Source organism: Lewinellaceae bacterium, assembly GCA_020636135.1.
Taxonomy (GTDB): domain Bacteria; phylum Bacteroidota; class Bacteroidia; order Chitinophagales; family Saprospiraceae; genus JAGQXC01.
On record JACJYK010000001.1, the window covers coordinates 1,231,473 to 1,255,684 of the forward strand.

The window sequence follows — 24,212 nt, forward strand, 5'->3', positions numbered from 1 at the left end:
AGATGAAAGCCTACCAGGATCTATTACGACATATCTTGGCTGACGGTGTTGTCAAAACCGATCGGACCGGCACGGGGACCATCAGCGTCTTCGGTCATCAGATGCGCTTTAACCTTGCGGACGGGTTCCCCATGCTGACCACTAAAAAATTACATCTTAAGTCGATCATCTACGAATTGCTTTGGTTCTTGCAGGGAGATACCAATGTGGGCTATCTGCAGGAACATGGTGTACGGATCTGGAATGAGTGGGCGGATGAGGCTGGAGAGCTGGGACCGGTATATGGAAAACAATGGCGTAGTTGGGAATCTCCGGACGGTAAAACGATCGACCAGATCTCTAGGGCTGTCGAATTGATTATAAATAATCCGGACTCGCGGCGGATCCTGGTCAGTGCCTGGAACGTAGGGGAATTGGATCAGATGGCTTTAACGCCCTGTCATGCCCTGTTCCAGTTTTATGTTGCGGATGGGAAGTTATCCTGTCAATTGTATCAACGCAGTGCTGACGTCTTTCTTGGGGTACCATTTAATATTGCATCCTACGCGTTGTTAACGATGATGATGGCGCAGGTGTGCGATCTTGAACCCGGTGATTTCGTCCATACTTTTGGTGATGCCCATCTGTATTCCAATCATTTGGAGCAGGCACGCCTTCAATTGGAGCGGGAGCCAAGAATGCTTCCGAAAATGATCATAAATCCAACTGTGCGTTCAATTTTTGATTTTTCGTTTGATGATTTTTCATTGATCGATTATCATCCGTACCCGCATATCAGAGCGGAAGTGTCGGTATAAATGGTGTCATAATTTAGATAGAGTCTAAATAGATAGAGCTTAAGTGGATTTATTGTAAACTATAGGACCGCTCGTTATTTTTGCGCGGGTTTTTAACAGAGGGTTAACATTTTTGAATACCTCATCGTAGAAAACATTGAAAGGCTGAAATTTTCTAAAAATATGAAGATCAACATGCGTCGCCTGGTTTTAAGCAGCCTGGGCTTCTTTTTTGCCCTGGCCTTGTTCGCCCAGGATAACATCGAAGAGGGTAAGAACCTCTTCCGGACCAATTGTGCGGCATGCCACAACAAGAACATGAAGGACAAACTCACAGGTCCTGCATTGGGTGGTGTTGAAGACCGCTGGCCCAGTAAAGAAGATTTGCATGCCTGGGTCCGTAATTCTCAAAAGTTGATCGCAGATGGTAATCCACGTGCTGTCGAGATCTGGAAAGAATACAGCCCGGTGGTAATGCAGTCATTTGAGAATTTAACAGATGCTCAGATCGACAATATATTGGCCTACGTCAATGATGTATATACCGGTGCATCCGCCGCTGCGCAGACAACTGCTACCGGACAGGAAGGCGTGCCGGTAGAATCTCATTCTAAAAATTACATCTATTACATTCTATTGGTTGCCCTGGTTTTCCTGGCCCTGATGATGAGTCGCGTCATCCTGAATACCCGCGGAATCGTCAACGCGGAATCTACCGGAGAGGTACCCGTGAAGCATTCCATGTGGAGTATGTTCACCAACCGGACCGTGATCGGGTTTGCCATTTTCGCATTGATCGTTTTAGGCAGTTATACTACCGTCAAGAATGGTGTAGCACTGGGCCGTCAGCAGAACTACGCTCCGGACCAACCCATCAAGTTTTCACATGCCACTCATGCCGGACTCAACAAGATCGACTGCCAGTACTGTCACGACGGCGCACGCCGCTCCAAGCACTCCATCATTCCGGCTACCAACACCTGTATGAATTGCCACCGGGCTATTAAGAATGGTAGCACCTATGGGACTGCAGAATTGACCAAGATCTTTGTAGCTGCCGGATTTGACCCGAATACGGACACCTATATTGATAACTACGAATCCCTGACCAATGATGAGATTGCCGCCATCTATAAAAAATGGATCGGCAACCAGTACATGGAAAGTGAAGGAGTGGCCTCACTGGATGTGGATGGTACCCGCACGGTCGAAGAGCAGTGGACCAATATCGAAGAATCCATGACCAGCGATACCAAACCCACATTACAGGGTCCGATTGAATGGGTTCGCATTCACGCACTGCCCGATCACGTCTTTTTCAGCCACCAGCAGCACGTGACTGTAGGCAAACTGCAATGCCAGCAATGCCATGGCAAGGTTGAAGAAATGGAGAAAGTGCGTCAGTACTCCACCCTGTCCATGGGTTGGTGCGTCAATTGCCACCGCCAGACAGAAGTCTCAAGCTTTGGTGATAATAACTATTACCTGGATTCCTACAAGAAATACCACGATGATCTGGAAGCTGGTAAGCGGACCGGAGTCACGGTAGAAGACATCGGAGGAACCGAATGTCAGAAATGCCACTATTAATTCGATAAAATAAGATTTGTAAGCAGCATATAACTTGCTTTATGAAAGACAATAAAGTAGCCATCTGGATCGGACAAAAGGACCTCAATCACGATCCGAAATTTTTAGAGGAGGCCGGCAATGAATTTGCCCGTATTCCTCTGGATAAGATGGCGGAATCGTCCTCACTGGAACATGTGGGAGCTACACGACGGGATTTTCTGAAATACCTTGGATTCGGATTGGGAGCTGCCACCGTTGCCGCAGCCTGTGAAATACCGGTTCGTAAAGCCATCCCATATGTCGTAAAGCCGGATGCCATCGTTCCCGGAGTAGCTAATTACTACGCCAGCTCCTTTGTTAAAGGCGGTGACTATTGTGCCGTCCTGGTAAAAACCAGGGAAGGACGTCCGATCAAGATAGAAGGCAATGACCTTTCTCCGGTCACCATGGGTGGAACTTCAGCTAGAGCCCAGGCCACCGTCCTGGAACTCTATGATGTGAACCGCATCAAAGGCCCCGGACGCATTAGCGACGGTGACGTCATTGATGGTAGCTGGGCAGCCATTGATAAAGAAGTTACGGGTGCTTTGCGGCCGGAATCCAAAGTCCGCATATTATCCAACACCATATTAAGTCCGGCGTTGCATGCCTCCATCGCAGAATTTACAACTGCATATCCCAATACGAAACTGGTTCAGTACGATCCCGTTTCTTCTGCAGCCATGCTCATCGCGAATGAGCAGCAATTCGGAATGAAAACAGTGCCGGATTACCATTTCGACGGCGCCAAGGTCATTGTGGGGATTGAAGCGGACTTCCTCGGAACCTGGATCTCACCCATCGAATATGCTAAAGGCTACGTGAAAAATCGCAGGATTGAACACGAAGAGCATGCTACCATGTCGCGCCACTATCACGTGGAATCGCATATGTCAATGACCGGTTCCAATGCCGATAACCGCGTGTTGGTGAAACCAAGTGAAATCGGTGCTGCCATCGCAGCACTGTACAACGAAATTGCTGCTCAAACCGGAGGCGCCAGGGCAAATGCCCCTGCCGGCCTGAATGAAAAAGCGACTGCTGCTATCAAAGCTGCAGCAAAAGACCTGCTGGCTAACAAAGGCACTTCCCTGGTGGTCAGCGGATCCAATCTGGTTGCCGAACAGCTTTTGATCAACCAGATCAACCTGCTGCTGGGCAACTATGGTAAAACCATCACCTTCGAACATGCCTCCAAACAACGTCAGGGTGACGAGAGAGATGTGGCCCGGTTAATTGACGAAATGAAAGGTGGCCAGGTGGATGTCCTCATCCTCATGGGTGCCAATCCATCATTTGACCTTCCTCAGGCAGAAGCCTTTAACGCCGCACTGGAGCAGGTGCCTCTGAGAATTTCCATGAATTATCACGTGGATGAGACCACCGGACGCTGTCATTGGGCTGCTCCGGATCATCATATCCTGGAATCCTGGGGAGATGTCGAACCTAAGTCAGGTGTTTACAGCCTGATGCAACCGACCATCAACCCGCTTTTCGATACACGACAGGCAGGCCTCAGCCTTTTAACCTGGGCAAAGAGTGCGAAAATATCGGGTGGAGATCAGCCTTACCACGATTTCATTCAGCAGCTGTGGCAGGAAAATATGTTTCCGCATCAATCCGAATATTCTGTATTCCAGGCATTCTGGGATCATACCTTGCACAATGGCGTGTTTAGCGCCGGAGGAAACGCTGAACCCGCCTATAATGCGGTGGATGTCAGTGGATTACAGGTTCGCAAACCGGCAGGCGAGGGGATGGAGTTATCCCTGTTTGAGACCGTAAATATGGGTGCCGGCCAATATTCAAACAACCCCTGGTTGCAGGAAATGCCGGATCCCGTCAGCCGTTGTGTATGGGGTAATTACCTCTCCGTACCGGTATCATTTGACGGATGGAAGACGATTGAAGGATTTGCCGGTTTAAAAGACGGTGACCTGGTAAACCTGACCTCCGGCGAGGCAACGCTCGAAGTACCGGTGATTCAGCAATTCGGACAGATGGACGATACGTTTGGAATTGCCCTGGGTTATGGAAGGACTGCTGCCGGACGGTGCGGTAACGATATCGGAGTTAATGTCCAATCCCTGGTCCAGATCGATAACGGCCTGTTCCAATATTACCGTTCGGGAATCCAGGTGAGTGGCAAAGCCGGTCGTGAGGATCATTTTGCCTGTGTACAGTATCATCATACCATGGGCGTGAAGACCCTGGATAAGAATGGAGAAGAAATAAATGCTGACGAAGCAGCACTGGCATCCGTATCGATTCCATTCTTCAAAAAGACACGTCGCGGATTCCAGGGAGCTTTGACCGACCGTTCCATTATCCACGGGACCCACATCAATGATCTGGAGACCTTCCTGGAAGAACTTCATGAAGAACGGGAAGAGTTCCAATATCTGAATTCCCGGAGTTTGTATCCTGACTACTCAGACCACTACAGCCGGGGTCACCACTGGGGTATGCACATTGACCTCAATGCTTGCATCGGTTGTGGAGCCTGTACAGTGGCATGTATGTCTGAAAACAATGTTCCGGTGGTCGGTAAACACAATGTCGCCCGCCATCAGGAGATGACCTGGCTGCGGATTGACCGCTATTTCTATGGGGATTTTGAGAACCCGAAGACGGTCTATCAGCCGATGATGTGTCAGCATTGCGATAATGCACCTTGTGAGAACGTATGTCCGGTGGATGCCACCAACCACAGCTCAGAAGGTTTGAATCAAATGATCTATAACCGTTGTGTAGGTACGCGGTATTGTGCCAACAACTGTCCTTATAAAGTACGTCGCCTGAACTGGGCGGATTACACCACCGCTGACTTGTGGCCGATTAACGAGCACAAGATCAATGAGGAAAAAGTACAGTTCTATGCCGATGATCTGACGCGTATGGTATTGAACCCGGATGTTACGGTGCGTAGCCGTGGTGTCATGGAAAAATGTTCTTTCTGTGTACAGCGAATCCAGGAAGGTAAACTAAATGCCAAAAAAGAAGATCGCCGCCTGCTTGACCGCGATGTTCGCCCGGCATGCCAGACGGCCTGCCCGACCGGAGCCATCACCTTTGGTGACCAGAATAATCCGGAAGGTGAATTGACCGGAAAGTTCAAGTCACCGCTGAATTACATTGTATTGGAAGAGACCAACGTACGGTCCAGTGTAAATTATACTGTTAAGGTGAACAATGCCAATGAGGCACTGGACGCCTGAATTGAAAGTCAAAATTCAACGAAACTAATTCATTAATAATGAGTCATTCTCCTGTTTCACCGATCAGATCTCCATTAGTTGAAGGTCATAAGACCTATCATCAGATCACGGAGGACCTCTCGGCACCTACCGAGAATAAACCGAATGCGGCCTGGTGGGGTGCCTTTGCAGTCGCTCTGACCTTTCTGACGATTGGAGTTGTTTGCATCATTTTGACCATTTGGGATGGTATTACAGAATGGAATCTGAACCGGACCATTGGGTGGGGCTGGGACATCACCAACTTTGTATGGTGGATCGGTATCGGTCACGCAGGAACCCTGATTTCAGCGATCCTGTTGCTGTTCCGTCAGAAATGGCGTACCGGGGTAAACCGTGCGGCAGAAGCGATGACCATCTTCGCGGTAATGTGTGCGGCATTGTTTCCGGCCATCCACGTAGGAAGGATCTGGGTAGTATTCTTCTTCTTCCCTTATCCGAATAGCCGGGGACCCTTGTGGCCCAACTTTAACTCACCATTGTTGTGGGACTTGTTTGCAATCAGTACCTATTTTACCGTATCCCTGTTGTTCTGGTATACCGGTCTGGTACCGGATTTTGCCACTTTGCGGGACCGGTCAAAGGGGTTACGCCGGAAAATGTACAATTTCGTATCCTTCGGATGGACAGGCTCAGCCAAACACTGGCAGCGGCATGAGTCACTCTCATTGGTTTTGGCAGGGTTAGCTACACCACTGGTACTTTCGGTACACACCATTGTAAGTTTTGACTTCGCCACCTCGGTGATTCCGGGATGGCATACGACCATATTCCCTCCTTACTTCGTGGCAGGGGCTATATTCTCAGGATTCGCAATGGTGCAGACACTGATGGTCATCACGCGTAAAGTGCTGAACCTGAAGGAATATATTACTCTGGAGCACATCGAGTCCATGAACAAGGTCATTCTGCTGACGGGTACCATCGTAGGTGTGGCCTATCTGACGGAGTTGTTCATCGCCTGGTACTCCGGGTACATTTACGAGCAGTTTGCATTCTTCAACCGTGCCCTGGGCCCTTATTGGTGGTCGTATTTTGGTATGATGTTGTGTAATGTGATATCACCCCAGTTATTCTGGTCAAAGAAGATCCGCCGCAGTGTATGGTGGACCTTCTTCATGTCCATATTTGTGAATATTGGTATGTGGTTTGAGCGATTTGTGATTATCGCCACCACATTGGCCCGTGATTATCTGCCTTCATCCTGGAGTTATTATTCACCTTCATGGGTTGAGATTGGCATCTTCCTGGGAACACTGGGTATCTTCTTTACCTTCTATCTCCTCTTTACAAGGTTAGCGCCGGTAGTAGCCGTTGCGGAGATTAAACATATCCTGAAGTCGGCTGGCGACCAATACATCGGAAAAGATGCACATCACCATCATTCCAAAGAAATAACACAAGAATCCTAATCATCACATATAGCTGAGCAATGGCAAACCATAAAGACGTTTTATTCGGATTGTATTCAGATGAAGAAGTACTGCTTAAAGCTGTACGGAAGGCCAAGGCTGCTCATCTGGACATCATGGATGTCTTCACTCCATTTCCGGTACATGGCCTGGATGAGGCATTGGACTTAAAAGAGTCAAGACTGCATATTGTAGGTTTCATTTTTGGTCTGATCGGATCGCTTACGGCTTTTCTGGGGATGACATGGATCTTCACGGATGACTGGCCTATCATCATTGGTGGTAAACCTTACTGGTCGGTACCAGCATTTATCCCCATCACCTTTGAGCTTACCGTATTATTTGCCTCTATTGGCATGGTGGTCGTCTTTTATGTGATTGGCGGACTGGGACCAGGTGTGACGAATCCGACACTGGATGACCGGATTACTGATGACAAATTCTGTATAGCTTTTGACCAGCACGGCTTGAGTGATAAGGATATTGATAAAGTGAAATCTTTCCTCAAAGACAGCGGAGCGGAAGAAATCCATACAAAAACCATCTAAGCAACGAAAATGATGCGATCAATAAAATATGGCGTATTTGTTTTGGGATTGGTCGTCCTGGTATACGCCTGTTCACCAGCGAAGGGCAACCGTACCGGGCATGAATTCATGCCGGATATGGTGCACTCAACTGCTTATGAAGCAAACGTCCTGAATTACTATTATTACAATACCTGGGGGACTATCCAGGAATTGAAGTCGTATGCCACTCCACGCCTTCCGGTGAAAGGAACCATCGCCAGAGGTTTTGAAGGGGGCGGAGTCGAACCGGGTAATATCAGCATTCCTATGAATGGAGCGGTGCCCTTTTATTACGGACCAAGTGAAGAAGAACGAACACGTGCCATGGCCGAGATCGTTCAGAATCCTTTTCCGATCACTGCCAAGGGGCTGGCCGAAGGTAAGAACCTCTACACCATCTATTGTGGTATCTGTCATGGAGATAAAGGAGACGGCCTGGGCTATCTGGTTCGTGATGATGGCGGGAAATATCCTGCACAACCGGCTATATTCACCAGTGATGACTTCTTGAATGCATCGAATGGACGCTACTATTATGCCATCATGTATGGTAAAAACGTCATGGGATCCTATGAGGATAAATTGTCGTACGAGGAGCGCTGGCAGGTGATCCATTACATTCGCTCGCTGCAGGCTGCGAAAAATGGTACGGTTTATAATGAAGACGCAAATACCTTTAATACCGTAGATATCCCTGGTGCGCAGTGGAAATCTGACGAGGATAACATGCCTGCCGAACCTGCCGGTATGCACGAAGAAATGTCAACGGAAAGTCATTCAGAGCACTAATCATTTGGAAAACAAGAGTATGAATACCTTTACTTTTGAACGGAGCCAGCGCATGTTTTTAGGAATCCTGATGGGAATAGGAATTCTAAGCGCTATCATTCTATTGTTACAGCACGATCCTCTGAAAGCTCGCTTTTGGTCGGACTTTCTGCATAACTCAGTGTTTTTTTCCGGCATAGCGGTCATGGCACTCTTTTTCATGGGTGCCAGTATTACAGCAATGGCGGGCTGGTACACGGTGTTTAAACGTGTCTGGGAAGCTTTCAGTCTGTTTTTGATCGTCGGGATAATCCTTATGATCATTCTGGGACTGGGAAATTACCTCGGATTACACCATCTGTACCACTGGAATGATCCAGAATCTGTCGCGGATGATGTCCTGCTAAAAGGCAAGTCACATTTTTTAAATAAAGGATGGTATTTGATAGGCACCATAGTCATCATGGGAGCATGGATCTATTTTGCCCGCAAGATCCGCACCTTGTCGCTGGAAGAAGATCAGAATCCTGGTCCGGACTTTGAAAAACACCGTAAAATGCGGGTTTGGGCTGCGGCCGTTCTTCCCTTCATTGGCTTTTCCAGTGCTGCGGTCATTTGGCTCTGGGTGATGTCGGTGGATCCACACTGGTATTCTACACTGTTTGCATGGTATAGTGCGGCCAGCTGGTTCGTAGCAATGATCGCTATGACTATCATGATCATGGGCTACCTGCAATCCAAGGGCTATTTCCCGGAATTTAACCGGGACCACCTGCACGATCTTGGCAAATTTTTATTTGCATTCAGCATTTTCTGGACCTATCTCTGGTTCTCTCAGTTCATGTTGATCTGGTATGGCAACGTAGGGGAGGAGACCACCTATTTCTTCACACGCCGGGATCATTATCCCGTTTTGTTCTATGGAAACCTGGTGATCAATTTTGTACTTCCCTTCCTGATCCTGTTGCGCAATGACACCAAACGGAAGTTGGGTACCATGTTCTTCGTTTCCGGTCTGGTCTTTTTTGGCCACTGGATCGATTATTTCCTGATGATTAAACCAGGGGTGCTCCACACGACACAAACGCTGAGTGCGGCAGGGGATGACCACGGATCACATGCCATTGCTGCCGGATTTGGAATCCCGGGATTTTTGGAGATCGGAATGATGTTAGGCTTCTTAGGCCTGTTTATCTATATGGTTTTCTGGCAATTGAGCAAGGCATCACTGATACCGAAAAACGATCCGTATTTAGCTGAAAGCTTACACCATCATGTGTAAATCATTAAATCGAAATTGTAAACATTAATAGCGCGTAATATGTCGACTCCGCTGATCATTGTTTTGATTGCCATCATGGTTATGGTACTGATCGTTCAGATCGCAAGGCTTACCGAACTTTCGGGAATCCTGCGAGGAGAAGAGGAAACAGAAGTTCGTGATAACCGGGTCCAGGCCAAATGGTTATTGATATTTATGATCCTGTTTCTGGTCTTTTGTGTATGGTCCGCGTACCATTATAAAGATTTTATGCTCGGTTACGGGCCACTCAAGGCTTCCAGTATACACGGAAAGGAGCTGGATGACATGTTCAACATAACTTTGTTTTTCACTGGTATTGTATTCATTGCCACCCAGATAGCATTGTTCTGGTTTAGCTTCCGTTATCGCGGAGAAAAAGGAAGGAAATCAATCTTCCTGCCTCATAACAACACCCTGGAGATCTGGTGGTCGGTGATACCCGCCCTGGTTATGTGTGGTCTGGTCGCAAAAGGATTGGTTGCCTGGAACAATGTGATGTCAGATGTCAATGAGGACGAAGAAGCCATAGAAATTGAAGCTACCGGGGTTCAGTTTAACTGGATCCTACGCTATCCCGGACCGGATGGAGCACTTGGTACCCGGGATTACCATAAAATTACTGCTGCCAACCCGCTGGGCCAGGATTATACCGATGATAAGAACCTCGATGATTTCCTGCCCGATGAGATTGTATTACCGGTAAACCACAAAGTACGGGTCCGGATTACCGCCCGGGATGTATTACACGACTTTTATCTTCCCCATTTCAGGGTTAAAATGGACGCCATACCCGGTATACCGACGTTCTTTGTCTTTACGCCTAAAGAAACGACGCAGGAGTTCCGGGATCGTCTTCGTGCCAGTGGAAAATATGATTTCCCTTACGATGAGACCGATCCTTCTCTGGGGCCCTACTGGAAGAATGTGAATTTTGAATTGGCTTGTGCGGAATTGTGTGGTAAAGGGCACTTCTCCATGCGCCGTACAGTCCGCATCGTATCAGAGGCCGAATACGAATCATGGCTGCAGACACAGAAATCCTATTATTTGAATAGCATCCGTAACTCGGATGACGATCCGTATAAAGGACAGTTGTTGAATGTGGATGTTGCCAGCAGGAAAGCAGAGTTTATGGATGCTTTTGCCAAGGCAGATACAGCGGCTTCTGCAGCTGCCCGGATCGTGCGGCTGAATTATGTACATTTTGAAACAGGTTCCGCAACGTTGACGGCATTGTCCCGTTATGAATTGTCTAACCTGATCGATGTATTGAACGATCATCCGGATCTGCGCATAGAACTGGCAGGCCATACCGATAATACCGGTGACGCCGCTGCCAATCAGGAATTGTCCAAAAACCGGGCAGAAGCCGTACGCGATTACCTTATACAGCATGGTATCAATGAAGGCCGGCTGACTGCGGTAGGCTACGGTCAGAACCGTCCGGTGGATACCAACGATACTGAAGAAGGAAGACAAAATAATCGCAGAACCGAATTCCAAATCTTAAATTAATCGAAAAATCAAGCATATGGCTGAGGTAATAAAGTATGAGCCTGAAGTGTTGATCGAGGAGCAAGGATTTGATGACCATTTCCATGAACACCACCATGGAGATAAGTATCAGTCCAACTTCATTACAACCTATATATTTAGCCAGGACCATAAGATCATCGCCCGACAGTTTTTGATCACGGGTATTTTCTGGGCGATCATTGGAGCTGCTATGTCGGTTATCTTCCGGCTTCAGCTGGGTTTTCCGGAAGAGAGCATGGCGTGGTTGAAACCTATACTTGGGCAGTGGATCACCATCGGTGATGATGGAGTCGGTCATTTATCGCAGGACTTTTATTATGCATTGGTTACCATGCATGGTACGATCATCGTATTCTTCGTGCTGACGGCAGGACTGAGTGGGACCTTCTCCAATTTGCTCATTCCTCTGCAGATTGGAGCCCGCGATATGGCCTCTCCCTTCCTCAACATGCTTTCTTATTGGTTTTTCTTCCTGGCCAGTGTGGTTATGTTCCTGTCATTATTTGTAAGTACAGGGCCCTTTGCCGGAGGATGGACTGCATATCCCCCGCTCTCGGCGCTTCCACAGGCATCATCAGGATCAGGCACCGGTATGACCCTGTGGTTGGTCAGCTTGGTTTTCTTTGTCGTCTCGGTTTTGTTGGGAGGTATTAACTACATCACTACCGTATTGAACCTGCGTACCAAAGGGATGAGCTTATGGCGGATGCCCCTGACGATCTGGGCGTTTCTGGTTACAGCCATTATCGGTCTGTTGTCATTCCCGGTATTGGTTTCCGGATTTTTGTTGTTGATGTTTGACCGGATTTTAGGGACCAGCTTCTATCTGAGTGATATCTACATCGCAGGACAGGCACTTGATCATTCCGGTGGTAGCCCCATCCTGTATCAGCACTTGTTCTGGTTCCTTGGACACCCTGAGGTTTATATTATCATCCTGCCGGCTATGGGTATCGTTTCCGAAGTCATGTCGGTCCATGCCCGCAAACCCATCTTTGGATACCGGGCGATGGTCCTTTCGATATTGGCGATTGCCTTTTTATCCTTCATTGTTTGGGCACACCATATGTTTATGGCCGGAGTTAATCCGTTCATTTCCAATTTCTTTGTACTCTTTACCCTGATCATTGCCGTTCCTTCGGCGGTGAAGGTATTCAACTGGATAGCCACACTTTACGGAGGGAACCTCCGGTTGAATACGCCTATGTTGTATTCCATTGGCTTTGTATCCATGTTTATATCCGGCGGATTGACCGGTATCTACCTGGGTAACTCAGCGATCGATATTCAGATGCACGATACTTATTTTGTAGTTGCACACTTCCACATCGTAATGGGTGTTGCTGCATTCTTCGGAATGTTTGCCGGGATCTATCACTGGTTCCCTAAAATGTTTGGCCGATTTATGAATGAAACCCTGGGTAAGGTCCATTTCTGGGTTACCATGATTGGCGCTTATGCCATATTCTGGCCCATGCATTACATAGGAATGGCCGGTGTACCCCGGAGATACTACAGTTTCGACCAGTTTGATGCTTTCCGTCATTTTGCGTCGATGAACAAATTCATAACCATTGCAGCAATCATCGTGTTCTTTACCCAGCTGCTCTTTGTATTCAACTTCTTCTACTCCATTTGGAAAGGGAAGAAAGTAAAAACGAAAAACCCCTGGGGTGCCAACACCCTGGAATGGACTACACCTATCCATCCGCCGCATGGCAACTGGCCGGGTAAAATTCCTACGGTGCACCGGTGGGCCTACGACTATGGAAAAGACGGAAATGAATTCATTCCTCAGTATGTTCCGTTGGCTGAGGGAGAAGAAGCGGGTGATCATTAAGTGAAGCAATAATAGCAGTAAGCGTTGAAGCAGATCAAAGAACAAAGTATGCCTCTGGTTGGATCTCTGGAAGTGAAGACATATTCCAAAGTCCAGGATTTGAAATTGCTTTTCAAGTTCAGGCTGACTTTAATGGTCGTATTTACGTCCATCCTGGGGTATTTGATTGCCTCTGGTGGTAACATCCAGTGGAGTAGTCTGGCCTTGTTATTTATAGGAGGTTTTACCATAACAGCAGCCAGCAATACCCTGAATGAGGTTTTGGAAAAAGACTTTGACGCATTGATGCAGCGCACGGCCAACCGGCCATTACCGGCAGGCCGTATGTCAATCTCGCAGGCGGTGATCATCGCCGGCCTCCTTGCTGCAACCGGGATCATTACCCTGGCATTGTTTAATCCACTGACGACACTATTGGGTTCTTTGTCTTTGGTGTTGTATGCATTTGTGTACACGCCGTTGAAACGAATCACATCATTATCCGTGCTGGTAGGCGCTGTACCGGGAGCCTTGCCTGCATTGATAGGCTACGTGGCTTTTACCGGTACGATAGGCCCGGTGGCGCTGATATTGTTTACCATCCAGTTTATCTGGCAAATGCCTCATTTCTGGTCGATCGGATGGTTGGGTTTTGAAGACTATCAGGAAGCGGGGTATAAGTTGTTACCCAATATGTCCGCCGGTAAAACGGGTGACATTAGCAAATATGCATTTATCTATACCCTGGCGCTGATACCTGTGAGCGCTTTGCCGGGGTTTCTGGGCTTGTTATCATGGGTTAGCTGCCTGGCGCTTGGCGTGGCGGGATTCTTTTTTATCTGGAAAGCATACCGCTTTTACCGTTCCAATGATAAAGCAAGTGCAAAAGGGTTGTTGTATGCATCCTTGCTGTACTTGCCCATCACATTTATCGTCGTATTAATTGATTCAATCTGATGCAGACATTGAGCCATCAAGAAAGCTATACGCAGAGTAAGATTCACCCGCACAAGCTGGCGTTGTGGATCTCCCTGGCGAGTATTCTGATGATGTTCGGAGCATTTACCAGTGCCTATATGGTACGAAAAGGAGCCGGTAACTGGCTGGACTATGAGGTTCCGGGTATTTTTTATGTTAGTACGGTGGTGATGTTGCTCAGCAGTGTTACAATCCAGTACGCATATCTTTCGTACAAATCAGGCAAAGAACTTCTCTACAAAGGGGCCCTGGTGCTCACATTTTTGTTAGGGATTGGATTTCTGATCCTGCAATACAAAGGGTGGATGGACTTGTACGGGATCGGCATAGAGATCAACGGGAATCCTTCCGGATCCTTCTTTTATGCTATTAGCGGAGTTCATGCAGCACACGTGTTGGGCGGACTGGCTATAATGGTCGTGGCCATGGTCCAGGCATTCAGTTTACCATTTACATTTTTAAAAAATCGATTAACCCGCCTTGAGTTGACCACCACCTATTGGCATTTTGTGGATCTTCTTTGGGTATATTTATTATTCTTTCTGTTAATACAATGATGTTCATATGGCTGAGACGATATCTAGCACAGAAGTAGTCGAACAGGACAATAATCTATGGTCTGGCGGTAAACCACCCATGAAGGCCAGTTATGGCAAGTTGATGATGTGGTATTTCCTGCTGTCGGATGCCTTTACCTTTGCCGGCTTCCTGATCGGGTATGGCGCTTTGCGCTTCAGTATGCCCAACTGGCCGGTGCCGGAGAAGGTGTTTAATAAATTTCCGTTTACCGGAGAGGCGAACCTGCCATTGATCTTTGTGACCTTCATGACTTTCGTACTGCTGGCCAGCTCATTTACCATGATGCGTGCGGTCCAGGAAGGTCATAATGAGAATCGCAAAGGGGTCATTAACTGGATGTTACTGACCATCATCGGTGGATTAACCTTTCTGGGGTGCCAAGCCTGGGAATGGACTACCCTGATTGCGAAAGAATATACCTCGATCCATGTCAATCCATTTGGGCGTATGACCGAGGACGGCGTTTTCCTGAATGCCGATGGCAGTGAAGGAGAAACCTTTGAAGCGGGATACAGTTATCTTCTGCACAATATCAATGCACATGCAGATGGTCATGGAGAAGAGGCTGGGGAAGGCCACGGCGAGGCCGCCGTCAGCCACACCCACCCCGGGGATTACACCGATGCATTGATTGATGAGGACGGTTACATCCACAGAAAATATAAGGTCACATCCGGAAATGATGCCGGTCAGATCAAATCCGAAGCTTTCGGCCCGAGAGCCTTTGGGGCACTCTTCTTCTTTATCACCGGGTTCCACGGATTCCACGTGTTTTCAGGGGTCCTGTTTCTTACGATCATTTTGATCAATGTGATTAGCGGCATTTATGTTGCACGTAAGAATGGGTATGAGATGGTCGAGAAAATTGGGCTCTACTGGCACTTTGTGGACCTCGTATGGGTCTTCGTATTTCTGGTATATTATCTATTGTAAATCGATCCAAAACACATCATCGAATGGCACACGATCTCGAAGCAGGTAAAAAGTTAGCTTTAAAGACGATCTTAATATTGGGGGCGATAACCGTTACCGAAGTATTGGTTGCGCTGACCGGCAAAGGATACATCATCAGTGGGTTTCATATGGCTGAAGCAATTCTGGCTATCATCATGATCGCCATGAGTGCTTATAAAGCTTACCTTATCGTATTTGAATTTATGCACATGCGGCACGAAGTGAAGGGACTGCGCTTTAGTGTTCTCCTCCCGATGTTGCTGTTGGTATGGGCTATAATTGCATTTTTCTCCGAGGGCAATCACTGGTTGCATAACCGCGATCAGATCATTGAAAAGAATGAACAGGTGCCTGCCGTTGAAACCATCAAGCCGGTCGGAGATTAATCGTTGGTGTTCCTCTGACACAGGAACCTGTCTCCTAAATTTCTTACCGGGAATTGGCGCTCAAAGCATTGCGCGGACTAAACCAGAATGCATCTGCAATGTTTTTTAATCACACGATTTAATCGCCATCCAATGCGTAAATACCTTACCTGGGCTTCCGTTGCTTTAATTCTTATTGTTTTGCCGGTCGGTTCCTTCATCTACCTGAAGCGTGGATTTGATTTTCAGAAAAAGAATTTTGCGGAGATGCAAATGCTTGGCGCCATGCCGTATGATTCTTTGGTAAACTGGGATCCGGGATTGAATGCAGTATGGCTATCCGGGGATGTCCACGTTGTTGCATTCTTTACTCCCGGCAACAGGATCGATATGGGAAATACCCTGGTTACCCTTCAGGAACAGTACGCCAAAGTAAGCCATTTCCAACTGATCGGTATGGCCGACAACATTGATGCCATGCCGGAATTGGCGACCTATAAGATTGTAAGCTCAAATCCCAATCTGCCGTCCATCCGCTCCCGGTTCCCGACCAATTTCGGTCCGGATGTTCTCACCCTGGTGGATAGTAAAGATGAGATCCGGGGTATGTACCATTGGCGTGATGCCGAAGAAATGAAAAAAATGGTAACGCATATCGCACTGTTGTTGCCAAAAAATGAATAGTATATGAGCCAACCTAATCTTCAGCTGGCCCGCAAACTGAATACCGTCGCATACATTGTGAGCTTTTTAGTCCTCGCGTTGGTCGCCCTGATGCGGCAGTTTAAACTTAATACAGACATTGATTTTTCATTTCTGCCGCCTTTTCATGCCACGTTAAATGCGATAACAGCAGTTATCCTGGTATTTGCTTACATCGCCGTCAAAAGGAAAAAGATCTCTCTACACCGCAAATTGATGATCACCGCCCTGATCACTTCTTTGATCTTCTTGATTTCTTATGTTTTGTACCACATCACGACAGAAGAGACGCGATTTTGTCAGCCAGGAGCCATTCGCTATGTTTATTTTCTTCTGTTGATGACCCACATCCTGTTGGCAGCAGTGAGCTTTCCCCTGGTCCTGTTCACATTTATTCGGGGGTACACCGGCCAGTATGTACGTCATCGTAAGATGGCAAGGTGGGTTTATCCCTTATGGTTGTACGTCGCAGTGACCGGACCAATCTGTTATCTGATGCTGATGCCTTGTTATTCGTAGAAATTGTAATTTCGTATCATGAAAAAATTAATCCTTCCGTTCACTCTTGCTCTGGTGTTGCTGATGGCTGTTTCTCCTGCGTTTGCACAATGTCCCATGTGTCGTGCTACCGCTGAATCCAATTTACAGCACGGAGGTACCGCCGGGAAAGGATTGAATACCGGCATTCTCTATATGCTTGCGATGCCGTATGTATTGGTAGGAGCGATCGGAGTGATCTGGTGGAAAAATCGTATTACTTCTCAGAACGATTATCCGCCGGTAGGTGATGATCAGATGAATTGATTATTGCACACTTGCCCATTTTCTTTTCTGCATTGGACAAACAAAAAAGCTGCCCCGGCAATTCGAAGCAGCTTCGTCATTCTGATTATTGGGAGTCCGTTTTAATTCAGTGGGATCTGGTATCCAATGTTAAATCCAAATCCATAGTTCCGTACGTGGACGTCGATGATTGGATCGCGGATGAAATCTGTAATCAACTGCTGGTATTGGCCTTCCAATAAGAGTTTTCCTTTTCCGGCAGGGATTTCTACGCCAGCCAGGCCAACACCATTGACTCCCCAGCGGTTGTAATTCTGGTTGTTCAGGTTGATATTGGTTTCGCTGATGTTGAAGTCCAGGATTAAACTTGCCTTGGTTTCCAACCTAGCCCTGGAGGCATACGAGACCGATGGGCCGGCAGCAAGATAGAATTGGACCGGGCCTTCACCGAACCGGTATTTCAATAACAAAGGAGTTTCAACGAATTGAATTTTGGTGGTAGCTTTTAATTGTACATCCAGGGGAATCTGCAAAACTTTCATGTTCCAGCCTTCTTTCAGATGGAATCCTTTTTCCTTGTAGGACACACCCGGTACAAAAGACCACTGTTCATTTAGCGGGAGATCATAGTACAACCCAGTTGCATATCCGGCATAAAAAGCTTTTTCAGGTATTAAGGCATCCATGACACCATTGACCTGGATATTGGACAGCAGCACGCCACCTTTTATCCCCACGGATGAGCTATTCTGGGCTAATGCCATGGTGGTCATCAAACTGAAGCAGGCTCCGAGGAAGAAGTTCTTTTTCATAATTCATCATTTTTGCGGTGAATAATTTGATTCATTTTCAGGTAGACCGGTAGGCGATTGTTAAATAGCGTTAAGCCTGATGTTATGGATCCATTAAAATTTCAATTGACCGGAGAGATTCTTTTTTGATTAATTCCTTGTCGGTGAATCTTTTGGCACGAAAAATGCGGTTGAAGCATTACCCTCCACTCCAATCAGTCCATTGTTCACAGTCTCAATGATGCTTATGATGCACAAATACTCCAGTATTGCATGCAGTTTTCTCGTGTTGGGGGGCATTCTGCTTATGGGACTTCGTGCAAGTGATTGGTCGGAAACCAACGCCTTTGATGACCAATTAGAACTGGCAACCTGGATGGATTCTTACCAGACCACCATTGACCAGGCTAAAAACTACATCAAGGAGAGGTATCCCAATCTGAACTGCATTCCCCGCGAATGGGTATGTATCCAACTGGGTACCGCTTCCTGGTATACCTATACATTGGAATCCAAGCAAAATGGCGGATGCATTCAGACGATCTACATGGTTGACTCCAGCGGTAAAGTCGAGGAGAACAACGTTGATATCAGGGAAGAAAGGGAACTCTATGACCGGATCATCCAAAATGTTGCTGATCTCATGATCGATGTAAAGGCAGATCCACGGATCCAGTTTGTACCTTTTATCAAGCGTAATGAAGACAATACCATATCGGTATGGATGTTGCCGGGGCAGGAGGAAGAAGAAGGTGGTGACAGCCTGGCATTTTATGGTCCTGAATACCATTTCAAATTTGAATCTTCAGGAAGCCATGTTATAGAGCAGGATATGATCAACCGGGATCTCCTGTGGGGCGTTCCTTTGAATCGCGGCAGGGAGATCTGGTTAAACTATCAGAAAGAGGAAACGATAACGACCGGGGCTATGTATTTTGCCTGGCGCTACCGGAACAACTTCAACCGGGTATTCATTGAGACCAGGAGGCATATTACGGCGATTCAATATTATGATGATGGTAGTTATACACTTTCCCAGATGACCAAAAAGCATCGTGGCGACCGTTACATTTGTTTTGATCCCAACCGCAGAGGCTAGTGAGTAATCAATGACAACGCTAAATAAAAAAGCCGGTCGCAACAGCGCCGGCTTTTATTTTTTGTCTTTTATCGTAAGGTTATCCGAACTTCTTAACCAGCCAGATGACCAAACTTACAGTACCAAACAGCCAACACAAGGAGCCGAGGATCCAGATGAAGCCGCCAGTCGAAAACAAGGTTGCAGCTCCAATAATGGACAACAACAAACCTGCTCCCCAACCGAAGATCCAGAACCACATCCATTTGTTCACCGGATCCTGGAAATCGATACCTGCATCGTATTTTTTCTTCATGACTTTCTGAACGAAAGCTATGCGCTTTTCAAAACGAGCCTGCTGGCGTTCTGCACGCTTGATGTCTTTGATTTCTGCTTTAGTCAAGGCCTTTGAGGTGGCGGAAGCGATTTCAATTTTAGATTTCGCTTCTTTTGCTTTTATCTCTCCATGAGGTAAAGCCCACATAGTGTTGCTCAAAAGTGCCAATGTGAAGAAGCTTAGTAACAGTTTAAGTTTCATATGGCGTTGTTTAATTGTGAAATAATAAATCGGTGGCTAAATATATAAAGAAAATCAATAAGTGAATCGCAACAATCGTCATCATTTTTTTATCAGCCCTTCCCAGGGTATATGGTGTATATCGGCTCAGTGGATACCAACCTGCAGACATCATAATCTTAATTGGGATCGATTCACTGTCTCAGAATGTAAAATACCGGTTCAGAATGCACTTGCCGCTTGTCTCCGCTTTAACTGGCTTTGACCTCATTTGGCTCACGGATGCCTATAAAGAGACTGACCCATCCGGCGATCATCAGAAGCCCACCCAACGGGGTGACCGCACCCAGCCACCTTGCCTCAGTCAATGCCATGATGTACAGGGACCCGCAGAAGAAGGCAGTGCCCAGTAAGAAAAAGAAGGCAGCCCGGCGGATCCACGGACTCGAGATCCGGTAGCCTAAAAGTCCGGCGAAGGCCAGGGCAAAGGTGTGAATGACCTGATAATATTGAGCGGTATTCCACCAATTCAGCTGGTCAGCATTAAATCGGTCCGAAAGTAAATGAGCCCCGAAAGCTCCGAGTACTACGGATAGACCTCCTAATGCACTGGCCCATAACAATGTCTTTTTCATACTTCCATTATTTCAACTGCCAATCTATGGGTTTTAGGCCTTGTTTTTCCAGGATTTCATTGGTTTTTGCAAAATGACCATTACCCAGAAATGCATTCCCAGCCAGTGGTGAAGGATGGGCAGACTCCAGAACATAATGCTTCATTTCATCGATCAATTCAATTTTTGAACGTGCAAAACGGCCCCATAACAGGAAGACCAATCCACTGCGATCATCGGATAATTTCTGAATGACAGCATTGGTAAATTCCTGCCACCCGATGTTTTTGTGTGACCCTGGTTGTCCAGCAGCGACCGTCAGGATGGCGTTGAGCATGAAGACACCCTGTTCTGCCCAATAGGTAAGATCGCCGTGATTAGGCGGTACAAAACCCAGGCTGTTCTGCAGTTCCTTATAGATGTTGCGTAGCGAAGCAGGAATGGCAATGCCGCGGGGAACAGAAAAGGATAGCCCCATCGCCTGTCCGGGGCCATGGTAGGGATCCTGCCCGATAACCACCACTTTAACCCGATCAAAAGGTGTGGTATTGAATGCATTGAAAATCAGGGGACCGGGAGGATATACGGTTATGCCCTGTTGTTTTTGCTCCTGCAGAAATTGCTTTATACCCTTAAAGTAGGGCTTGGCAAATTCCTCCGCCAACTTCCTCTTCCAGCTTTCCTCAATCTGTATTCCTTGCTCCGGCATACGTATCTCAGGTCTTTAATGGTTGGATTCCCTTATCTTGTCTGAAAATAACAATTTTAAAGGAACCCAATGCACCACGGCACCTGGCATCGTGAACCGCTCTCCGGTTGGGAAAAGGCAATCCGCGAAAAGATACAGGGCGAATTGGCTACGGATGAGCTAAGCCAAATTCTTTATGCTACGGATGCTTCCGTTTACCGGGAGATGCCATTGGGTGTTGTTTACCCACGGGAAGAGCAGGACATTGCGGCCCTGATCCAAATAGCCTCCGCCTACCACCTCTCGCTTATACCGCGTACTGCGGGCACTTCATTGGGTGGCCAGTGTGTTGGCCATGGTTTGGTCGTTGATGTTTCCCGGCACCTCCATAAAATTCTCGAACTGGATGTCGAAAATCGTCGTGTGACAGTGCAGCCCGGAGTGATCAGGGACGATCTCAATCGTTTTCTGGCACCGCACGGACTCTTCTTTGGACCCAATACCTCAACGGCCAATCGATGCATGATCGGGGGTATGGTCGGCAATAATTCCTGTGGTTCGACTTCGATCGTTTATGGTTCTACCCGCGATCATGTTCACAGCCTGGCCGGATACCTTAGTGATGGGTCACCGGTCACATTTGGTCCTCTGGATCTTGAAGAGGTCAACCAGCACATGGACCAGGAAGATTTCAGCGGAACGCTGTACCGTCATCTTATCAACAGGCTCGATAAAACAGAAGTACGGGATAACATCCGTCAGTGGTATCCAAAAGAATCTATCCGGAGGCGAAATAACGGTTATGCCATAGATACACTGATCCGTCAGCAGCCTTTTGATCCGGACGGAGATCCGCTTAACCTGGCCAAAATGGTCTGTGGATCGGAAGGCACCCTGATGCTGATAACCAGGATAACGCTCGATCTGGATGAGCTTCCACCCGTCAGTGGTGCCATGGTTTGTGTTCATTTTGCAGATTTGCTCGAAAGCATGGAGGCAGTGGTACCGATCATGAAGATGAAACCATTTGCCTGCGAACTGATGGATAAAGCGATCCTCGATTGTACCAAAGGGTCCAGGGCACAGGAGAAAAACCGTTTCTTCCTGCAGGGAGATCCTGAAGCTGTGCTCATGGTTGAGTTCAGGGCAGCTACCGAAAAAGCTGCGTTGGCCATGGCCGAAGATTTGATCATCATCCTGAAAGAGCACCACTTTGGTTTTGCTTACCCGCTGGTGACAGGAAAAGATATTCACCGGGTTATGTCGCTCCGGCAGGCAGGCCTTGGCATACTGAGCAATATTCCGGGGAAGAAAAAGGCGGTGGCTTGTATAGAAGACACCGCAGTGGCAATCACGGATCTGAAGGATTACATCCGTGATTTTAGCGAATTGATGGCGTCATTTCATCAGCAGTCTATTTATTACGCTCATGCCGGTGACGGGGAGATTCATCTACGACCTGTACTGGACCTTAAAGAAGCCAGGGATGTGGCTCATTTTCGGTCAATCAGCGAAGCATCTGCCCGGCTGGTCAGGAAATACCGGGGCTCCCTGAGTGGAGAACATGGAATCGGTAGGGTACGGGCCGAGTTTCTTCCTGATTCCATAGGCCCCGATAATTATGCGCTACTCCAGGAAATTAAACAGGTCTGGGACCCCGGGTATGTCTTTAATCCGGGCAAGATCGTAGATGCACCACCCATGGATGCTGCTTTGCGGTATACAGTAAATCAGCCCGAACCAAGCTTCCCAACTGCTTTCGCTTTCGGAAGCCTGAACGGGATGTTGGGGGAAGCAGAGCGATGCAATGGTTCGGGTGACTGCAGGAAATCGACCGAGGCCGGCGGAACCATGTGCCCAAGCTACCAGGCCACCCTGGATGAAAAACATACAACCAGGGCCAGAGCCAATGCACTTCGGGAGTATATGACCAGATCGGCAGGTTTGGAAAACCCACTGGATCATCCTGAATTATTGGAAGTACTGGACCTGTGTTTGAGTTGCAAAGGGTGTACCGGTGAATGCCCGTCGAATGTGGATATGGCAGCCATGAAATCGGAGTTTCTATATCAGTATTACCGTTTCCATCGTCGTCCTCGTGGTCATTATTTTATCCTGAACAACGACCGGTTGGCACGGTTAGGAGGCTTGGTGCCCGGTATTGCAAATTGGGCCATGAAACATCACTGGCTGGGAAGACTGATCCGGAATGTCATGGCAGTGGCGCCGGAAAGGTCGTTACCGGCCATTGCACCCCATACGTGGTGGTCACTCTATAAACGGGAATCTGGTCGGTTAAGTGCTGGATCCAAGGACACGATCGTATACTTTCTGATTGATGAATTCACCAATTATTTTGAACCGCATATTGGCATGCAGGCCATGCAATTAATGCACCGGTTGGGTTATCCGGTCAGGGCTATGTCGCCGGTTTCCACTGGACGTGCTGCCATTTCCAAAGGTTACCTTGACATTGCAAAGGACCTGGCTGAAAAGCAGATCAGACGCTATCAGCCACTCCTAAAGAAAGACGTAGTGTTGCTGGGCTTAGAACCTTCGGCTATCCTGTCGTTCCGGGATGAATATCCACGGCTTTTAAGAGACGAAGACCAGGCAGTTGCCAATCAGTTGGTGGGAAAAGCATGGCTGGTAGAAGAGTTTTTGGTGCAGGCGTGGCATAATGGGTTGATAGATGCCAGTCGATTTGATCAAAAATCCCGGCATCTGCTGGTCCATGGACATTGCCATCAAAAGGCATTGGCAGGTATCGAGCCTACCCTGGAAGCACTTTCGATCCCCACAGGTCATCATGTTGAGCTCATCCCTTCCGGTTGCTGTGGTATGGCCGGTAGCTTTGGTTATGAGCCGGAGCATTTTTCCACCAGCATCAAAGTAGGAGAACTGGTCCTTTTTCCCGCCCTGCGCCAAGCGGGCAAAGATCAATTGGTCGTAGCATCGGGTACCAGTTGCCGCCATCAGATACTTGACGGGGTCAATATGAGGGCACTTCACCCGGTAGAGGTTCTTTCACTTGCCCTCAAACCACATTAAGGTTGTTATTCGTCGAAGGATTGCATTACTTCACACGATCAATTTGGTGATTTTCCGGGTT

At 47.6% G+C, this 24,212-nt stretch carries 22 protein-coding genes; 18 read left to right on the top strand and 4 right to left on the bottom strand.

Translation table 11 applies throughout. The annotated features are described in order from the left end of the window. The first annotated feature begins 2 nt into the window (after positions 1-2). From H6570_04535 to H6570_04610, 16 genes are all read left to right on the top strand, one after another. Positions 3-797: a thymidylate synthase gene (locus H6570_04535; GenBank protein MCB9318527.1), complete on the top strand. Its 795-nt coding sequence runs from the start codon at positions 3-5 to the stop codon at positions 795-797. A 174-nt stretch (positions 798-971) separates the two neighbouring features. After that, positions 972-2,366 (top strand): c-type cytochrome, encoded by a 1,395-nt coding sequence (locus tag H6570_04540; protein ID MCB9318528.1) that lies wholly within the window; start codon positions 972-974, stop codon positions 2,364-2,366. A 41-nt stretch (positions 2,367-2,407) separates the two neighbouring features. After that, on the top strand, positions 2,408-5,605 hold the full coding sequence (locus H6570_04545) for a TAT-variant-translocated molybdopterin oxidoreductase (GenBank protein MCB9318529.1): 3,198 nt from the start codon (positions 2,408-2,410) through the stop codon (positions 5,603-5,605). Positions 5,606-5,643: 38 nt separating this feature from the next. Beyond that, the gene (gene nrfD, locus H6570_04550) at positions 5,644-7,056 is read left to right on the top strand and encodes a polysulfide reductase NrfD (GenBank protein ID MCB9318530.1); all 1,413 of its coding nucleotides are present in this window, start codon (positions 5,644-5,646) and stop codon (positions 7,054-7,056) included. 20 nt (positions 7,057-7,076) lie between these two features. After that, positions 7,077-7,604: a DUF3341 domain-containing protein gene (locus tag H6570_04555; protein MCB9318531.1), complete on the top strand. Its 528-nt coding sequence runs from the start codon at positions 7,077-7,079 to the stop codon at positions 7,602-7,604. Between the two features lie 9 nt (positions 7,605-7,613). Further along, on the top strand, positions 7,614-8,414 hold the full coding sequence (locus tag H6570_04560) for a c-type cytochrome (GenBank protein ID MCB9318532.1): 801 nt from the start codon (positions 7,614-7,616) through the stop codon (positions 8,412-8,414). A 19-nt stretch (positions 8,415-8,433) separates the two neighbouring features. Continuing rightward, on the top strand, positions 8,434-9,675 hold the full coding sequence (locus H6570_04565) for a hypothetical protein (protein ID MCB9318533.1): 1,242 nt from the start codon (positions 8,434-8,436) through the stop codon (positions 9,673-9,675). 39 nt (positions 9,676-9,714) lie between these two features. Next, positions 9,715-11,211 carry an OmpA family protein gene (locus H6570_04570; GenBank protein ID MCB9318534.1) on the top strand — a complete coding sequence of 499 codons (1,497 nt, stop codon included), beginning with the start codon at positions 9,715-9,717 and terminating at the stop codon, positions 11,209-11,211. A gap of 16 nt (positions 11,212-11,227) precedes the next feature. Next, positions 11,228-13,072 carry a cbb3-type cytochrome c oxidase subunit I gene (locus H6570_04575; GenBank protein MCB9318535.1) on the top strand — a complete coding sequence of 615 codons (1,845 nt, stop codon included), beginning with the start codon at positions 11,228-11,230 and terminating at the stop codon, positions 13,070-13,072. Between the two features lie 48 nt (positions 13,073-13,120). Further along, a complete protein-coding gene (cyoE, locus tag H6570_04580; protein ID MCB9318536.1) occupies positions 13,121-14,008 on the top strand; it encodes a protoheme IX farnesyltransferase in 888 nt (295 codons plus the stop codon). Then, complete coding sequence (locus tag H6570_04585; GenBank protein ID MCB9318537.1) at positions 14,008-14,586, top strand: cytochrome c oxidase subunit 3; 579 nt, start codon at positions 14,008-14,010, stop codon at positions 14,584-14,586. Before cyoE ends, H6570_04585 begins: the two co-directional genes overlap by 1 nt. Before the next feature lie 7 nt (positions 14,587-14,593). Beyond that, entirely contained in the window at positions 14,594-15,541 is a 948-nt protein-coding gene (locus H6570_04590; protein MCB9318538.1) for a cytochrome c oxidase subunit 3, read from the top strand. Between the two features lie 23 nt (positions 15,542-15,564). Then, on the top strand, positions 15,565-15,948 hold the full coding sequence (locus tag H6570_04595) for a cytochrome C oxidase subunit IV family protein (protein MCB9318539.1): 384 nt from the start codon (positions 15,565-15,567) through the stop codon (positions 15,946-15,948). Positions 15,949-16,080: 132 nt separating this feature from the next. After that, positions 16,081-16,611: a hypothetical protein gene (locus H6570_04600; GenBank protein ID MCB9318540.1), complete on the top strand. Its 531-nt coding sequence runs from the start codon at positions 16,081-16,083 to the stop codon at positions 16,609-16,611. Between the two features lie 3 nt (positions 16,612-16,614). Further along, positions 16,615-17,148 (top strand): DUF420 domain-containing protein, encoded by a 534-nt coding sequence (locus H6570_04605; protein MCB9318541.1) that lies wholly within the window; start codon positions 16,615-16,617, stop codon positions 17,146-17,148. 18 nt (positions 17,149-17,166) lie between these two features. Next, positions 17,167-17,433 (top strand): hypothetical protein, encoded by a 267-nt coding sequence (locus tag H6570_04610; protein MCB9318542.1) that lies wholly within the window; start codon positions 17,167-17,169, stop codon positions 17,431-17,433. A 101-nt stretch (positions 17,434-17,534) separates the two neighbouring features. On the opposite strand, the gene H6570_04615 is transcribed toward H6570_04610, so the two are convergent. Further along, positions 17,535-18,224 (bottom strand): PorT family protein, encoded by a 690-nt coding sequence (locus tag H6570_04615; GenBank protein ID MCB9318543.1) that lies wholly within the window; start codon positions 18,222-18,224, stop codon positions 17,535-17,537. A 226-nt stretch (positions 18,225-18,450) separates the two neighbouring features. On the opposite strand from H6570_04615, the gene H6570_04620 reads away from it, so the two are divergent. Beyond that, positions 18,451-19,302: a hypothetical protein gene (locus H6570_04620; protein MCB9318544.1), complete on the top strand. Its 852-nt coding sequence runs from the start codon at positions 18,451-18,453 to the stop codon at positions 19,300-19,302. A 79-nt stretch (positions 19,303-19,381) separates the two neighbouring features. Here the strand turns inward: H6570_04620 and H6570_04625 are convergent, their stop codons facing one another. The 3 genes from H6570_04625 to ung all read right to left on the bottom strand — a co-directional run bounded on the left by H6570_04625 (position 19,382) and on the right by ung (position 21,121). Further along, positions 19,382-19,819, bottom strand: coding sequence for a hypothetical protein (locus H6570_04625; GenBank protein ID MCB9318545.1), 438 nt, complete (start codon positions 19,817-19,819; stop codon positions 19,382-19,384). A gap of 230 nt (positions 19,820-20,049) precedes the next feature. Further along, positions 20,050-20,433 (bottom strand): DUF423 domain-containing protein, encoded by a 384-nt coding sequence (locus H6570_04630; GenBank protein MCB9318546.1) that lies wholly within the window; start codon positions 20,431-20,433, stop codon positions 20,050-20,052. A gap of 7 nt (positions 20,434-20,440) precedes the next feature. Further along, positions 20,441-21,121: a uracil-DNA glycosylase gene (gene ung / locus H6570_04635; protein ID MCB9318547.1), complete on the bottom strand. Its 681-nt coding sequence runs from the start codon at positions 21,119-21,121 to the stop codon at positions 20,441-20,443. Between the two features lie 69 nt (positions 21,122-21,190). Here ung and H6570_04640 point away from each other — a divergent pair, with 69 nt between their 5' ends. Then, positions 21,191-24,151, top strand: a complete 2,961-nt coding sequence (locus H6570_04640; GenBank protein MCB9318548.1) for an FAD-binding protein — start codon at positions 21,191-21,193, stop codon at positions 24,149-24,151. Positions 24,152-24,212: the final 61 nt, after the last annotated feature.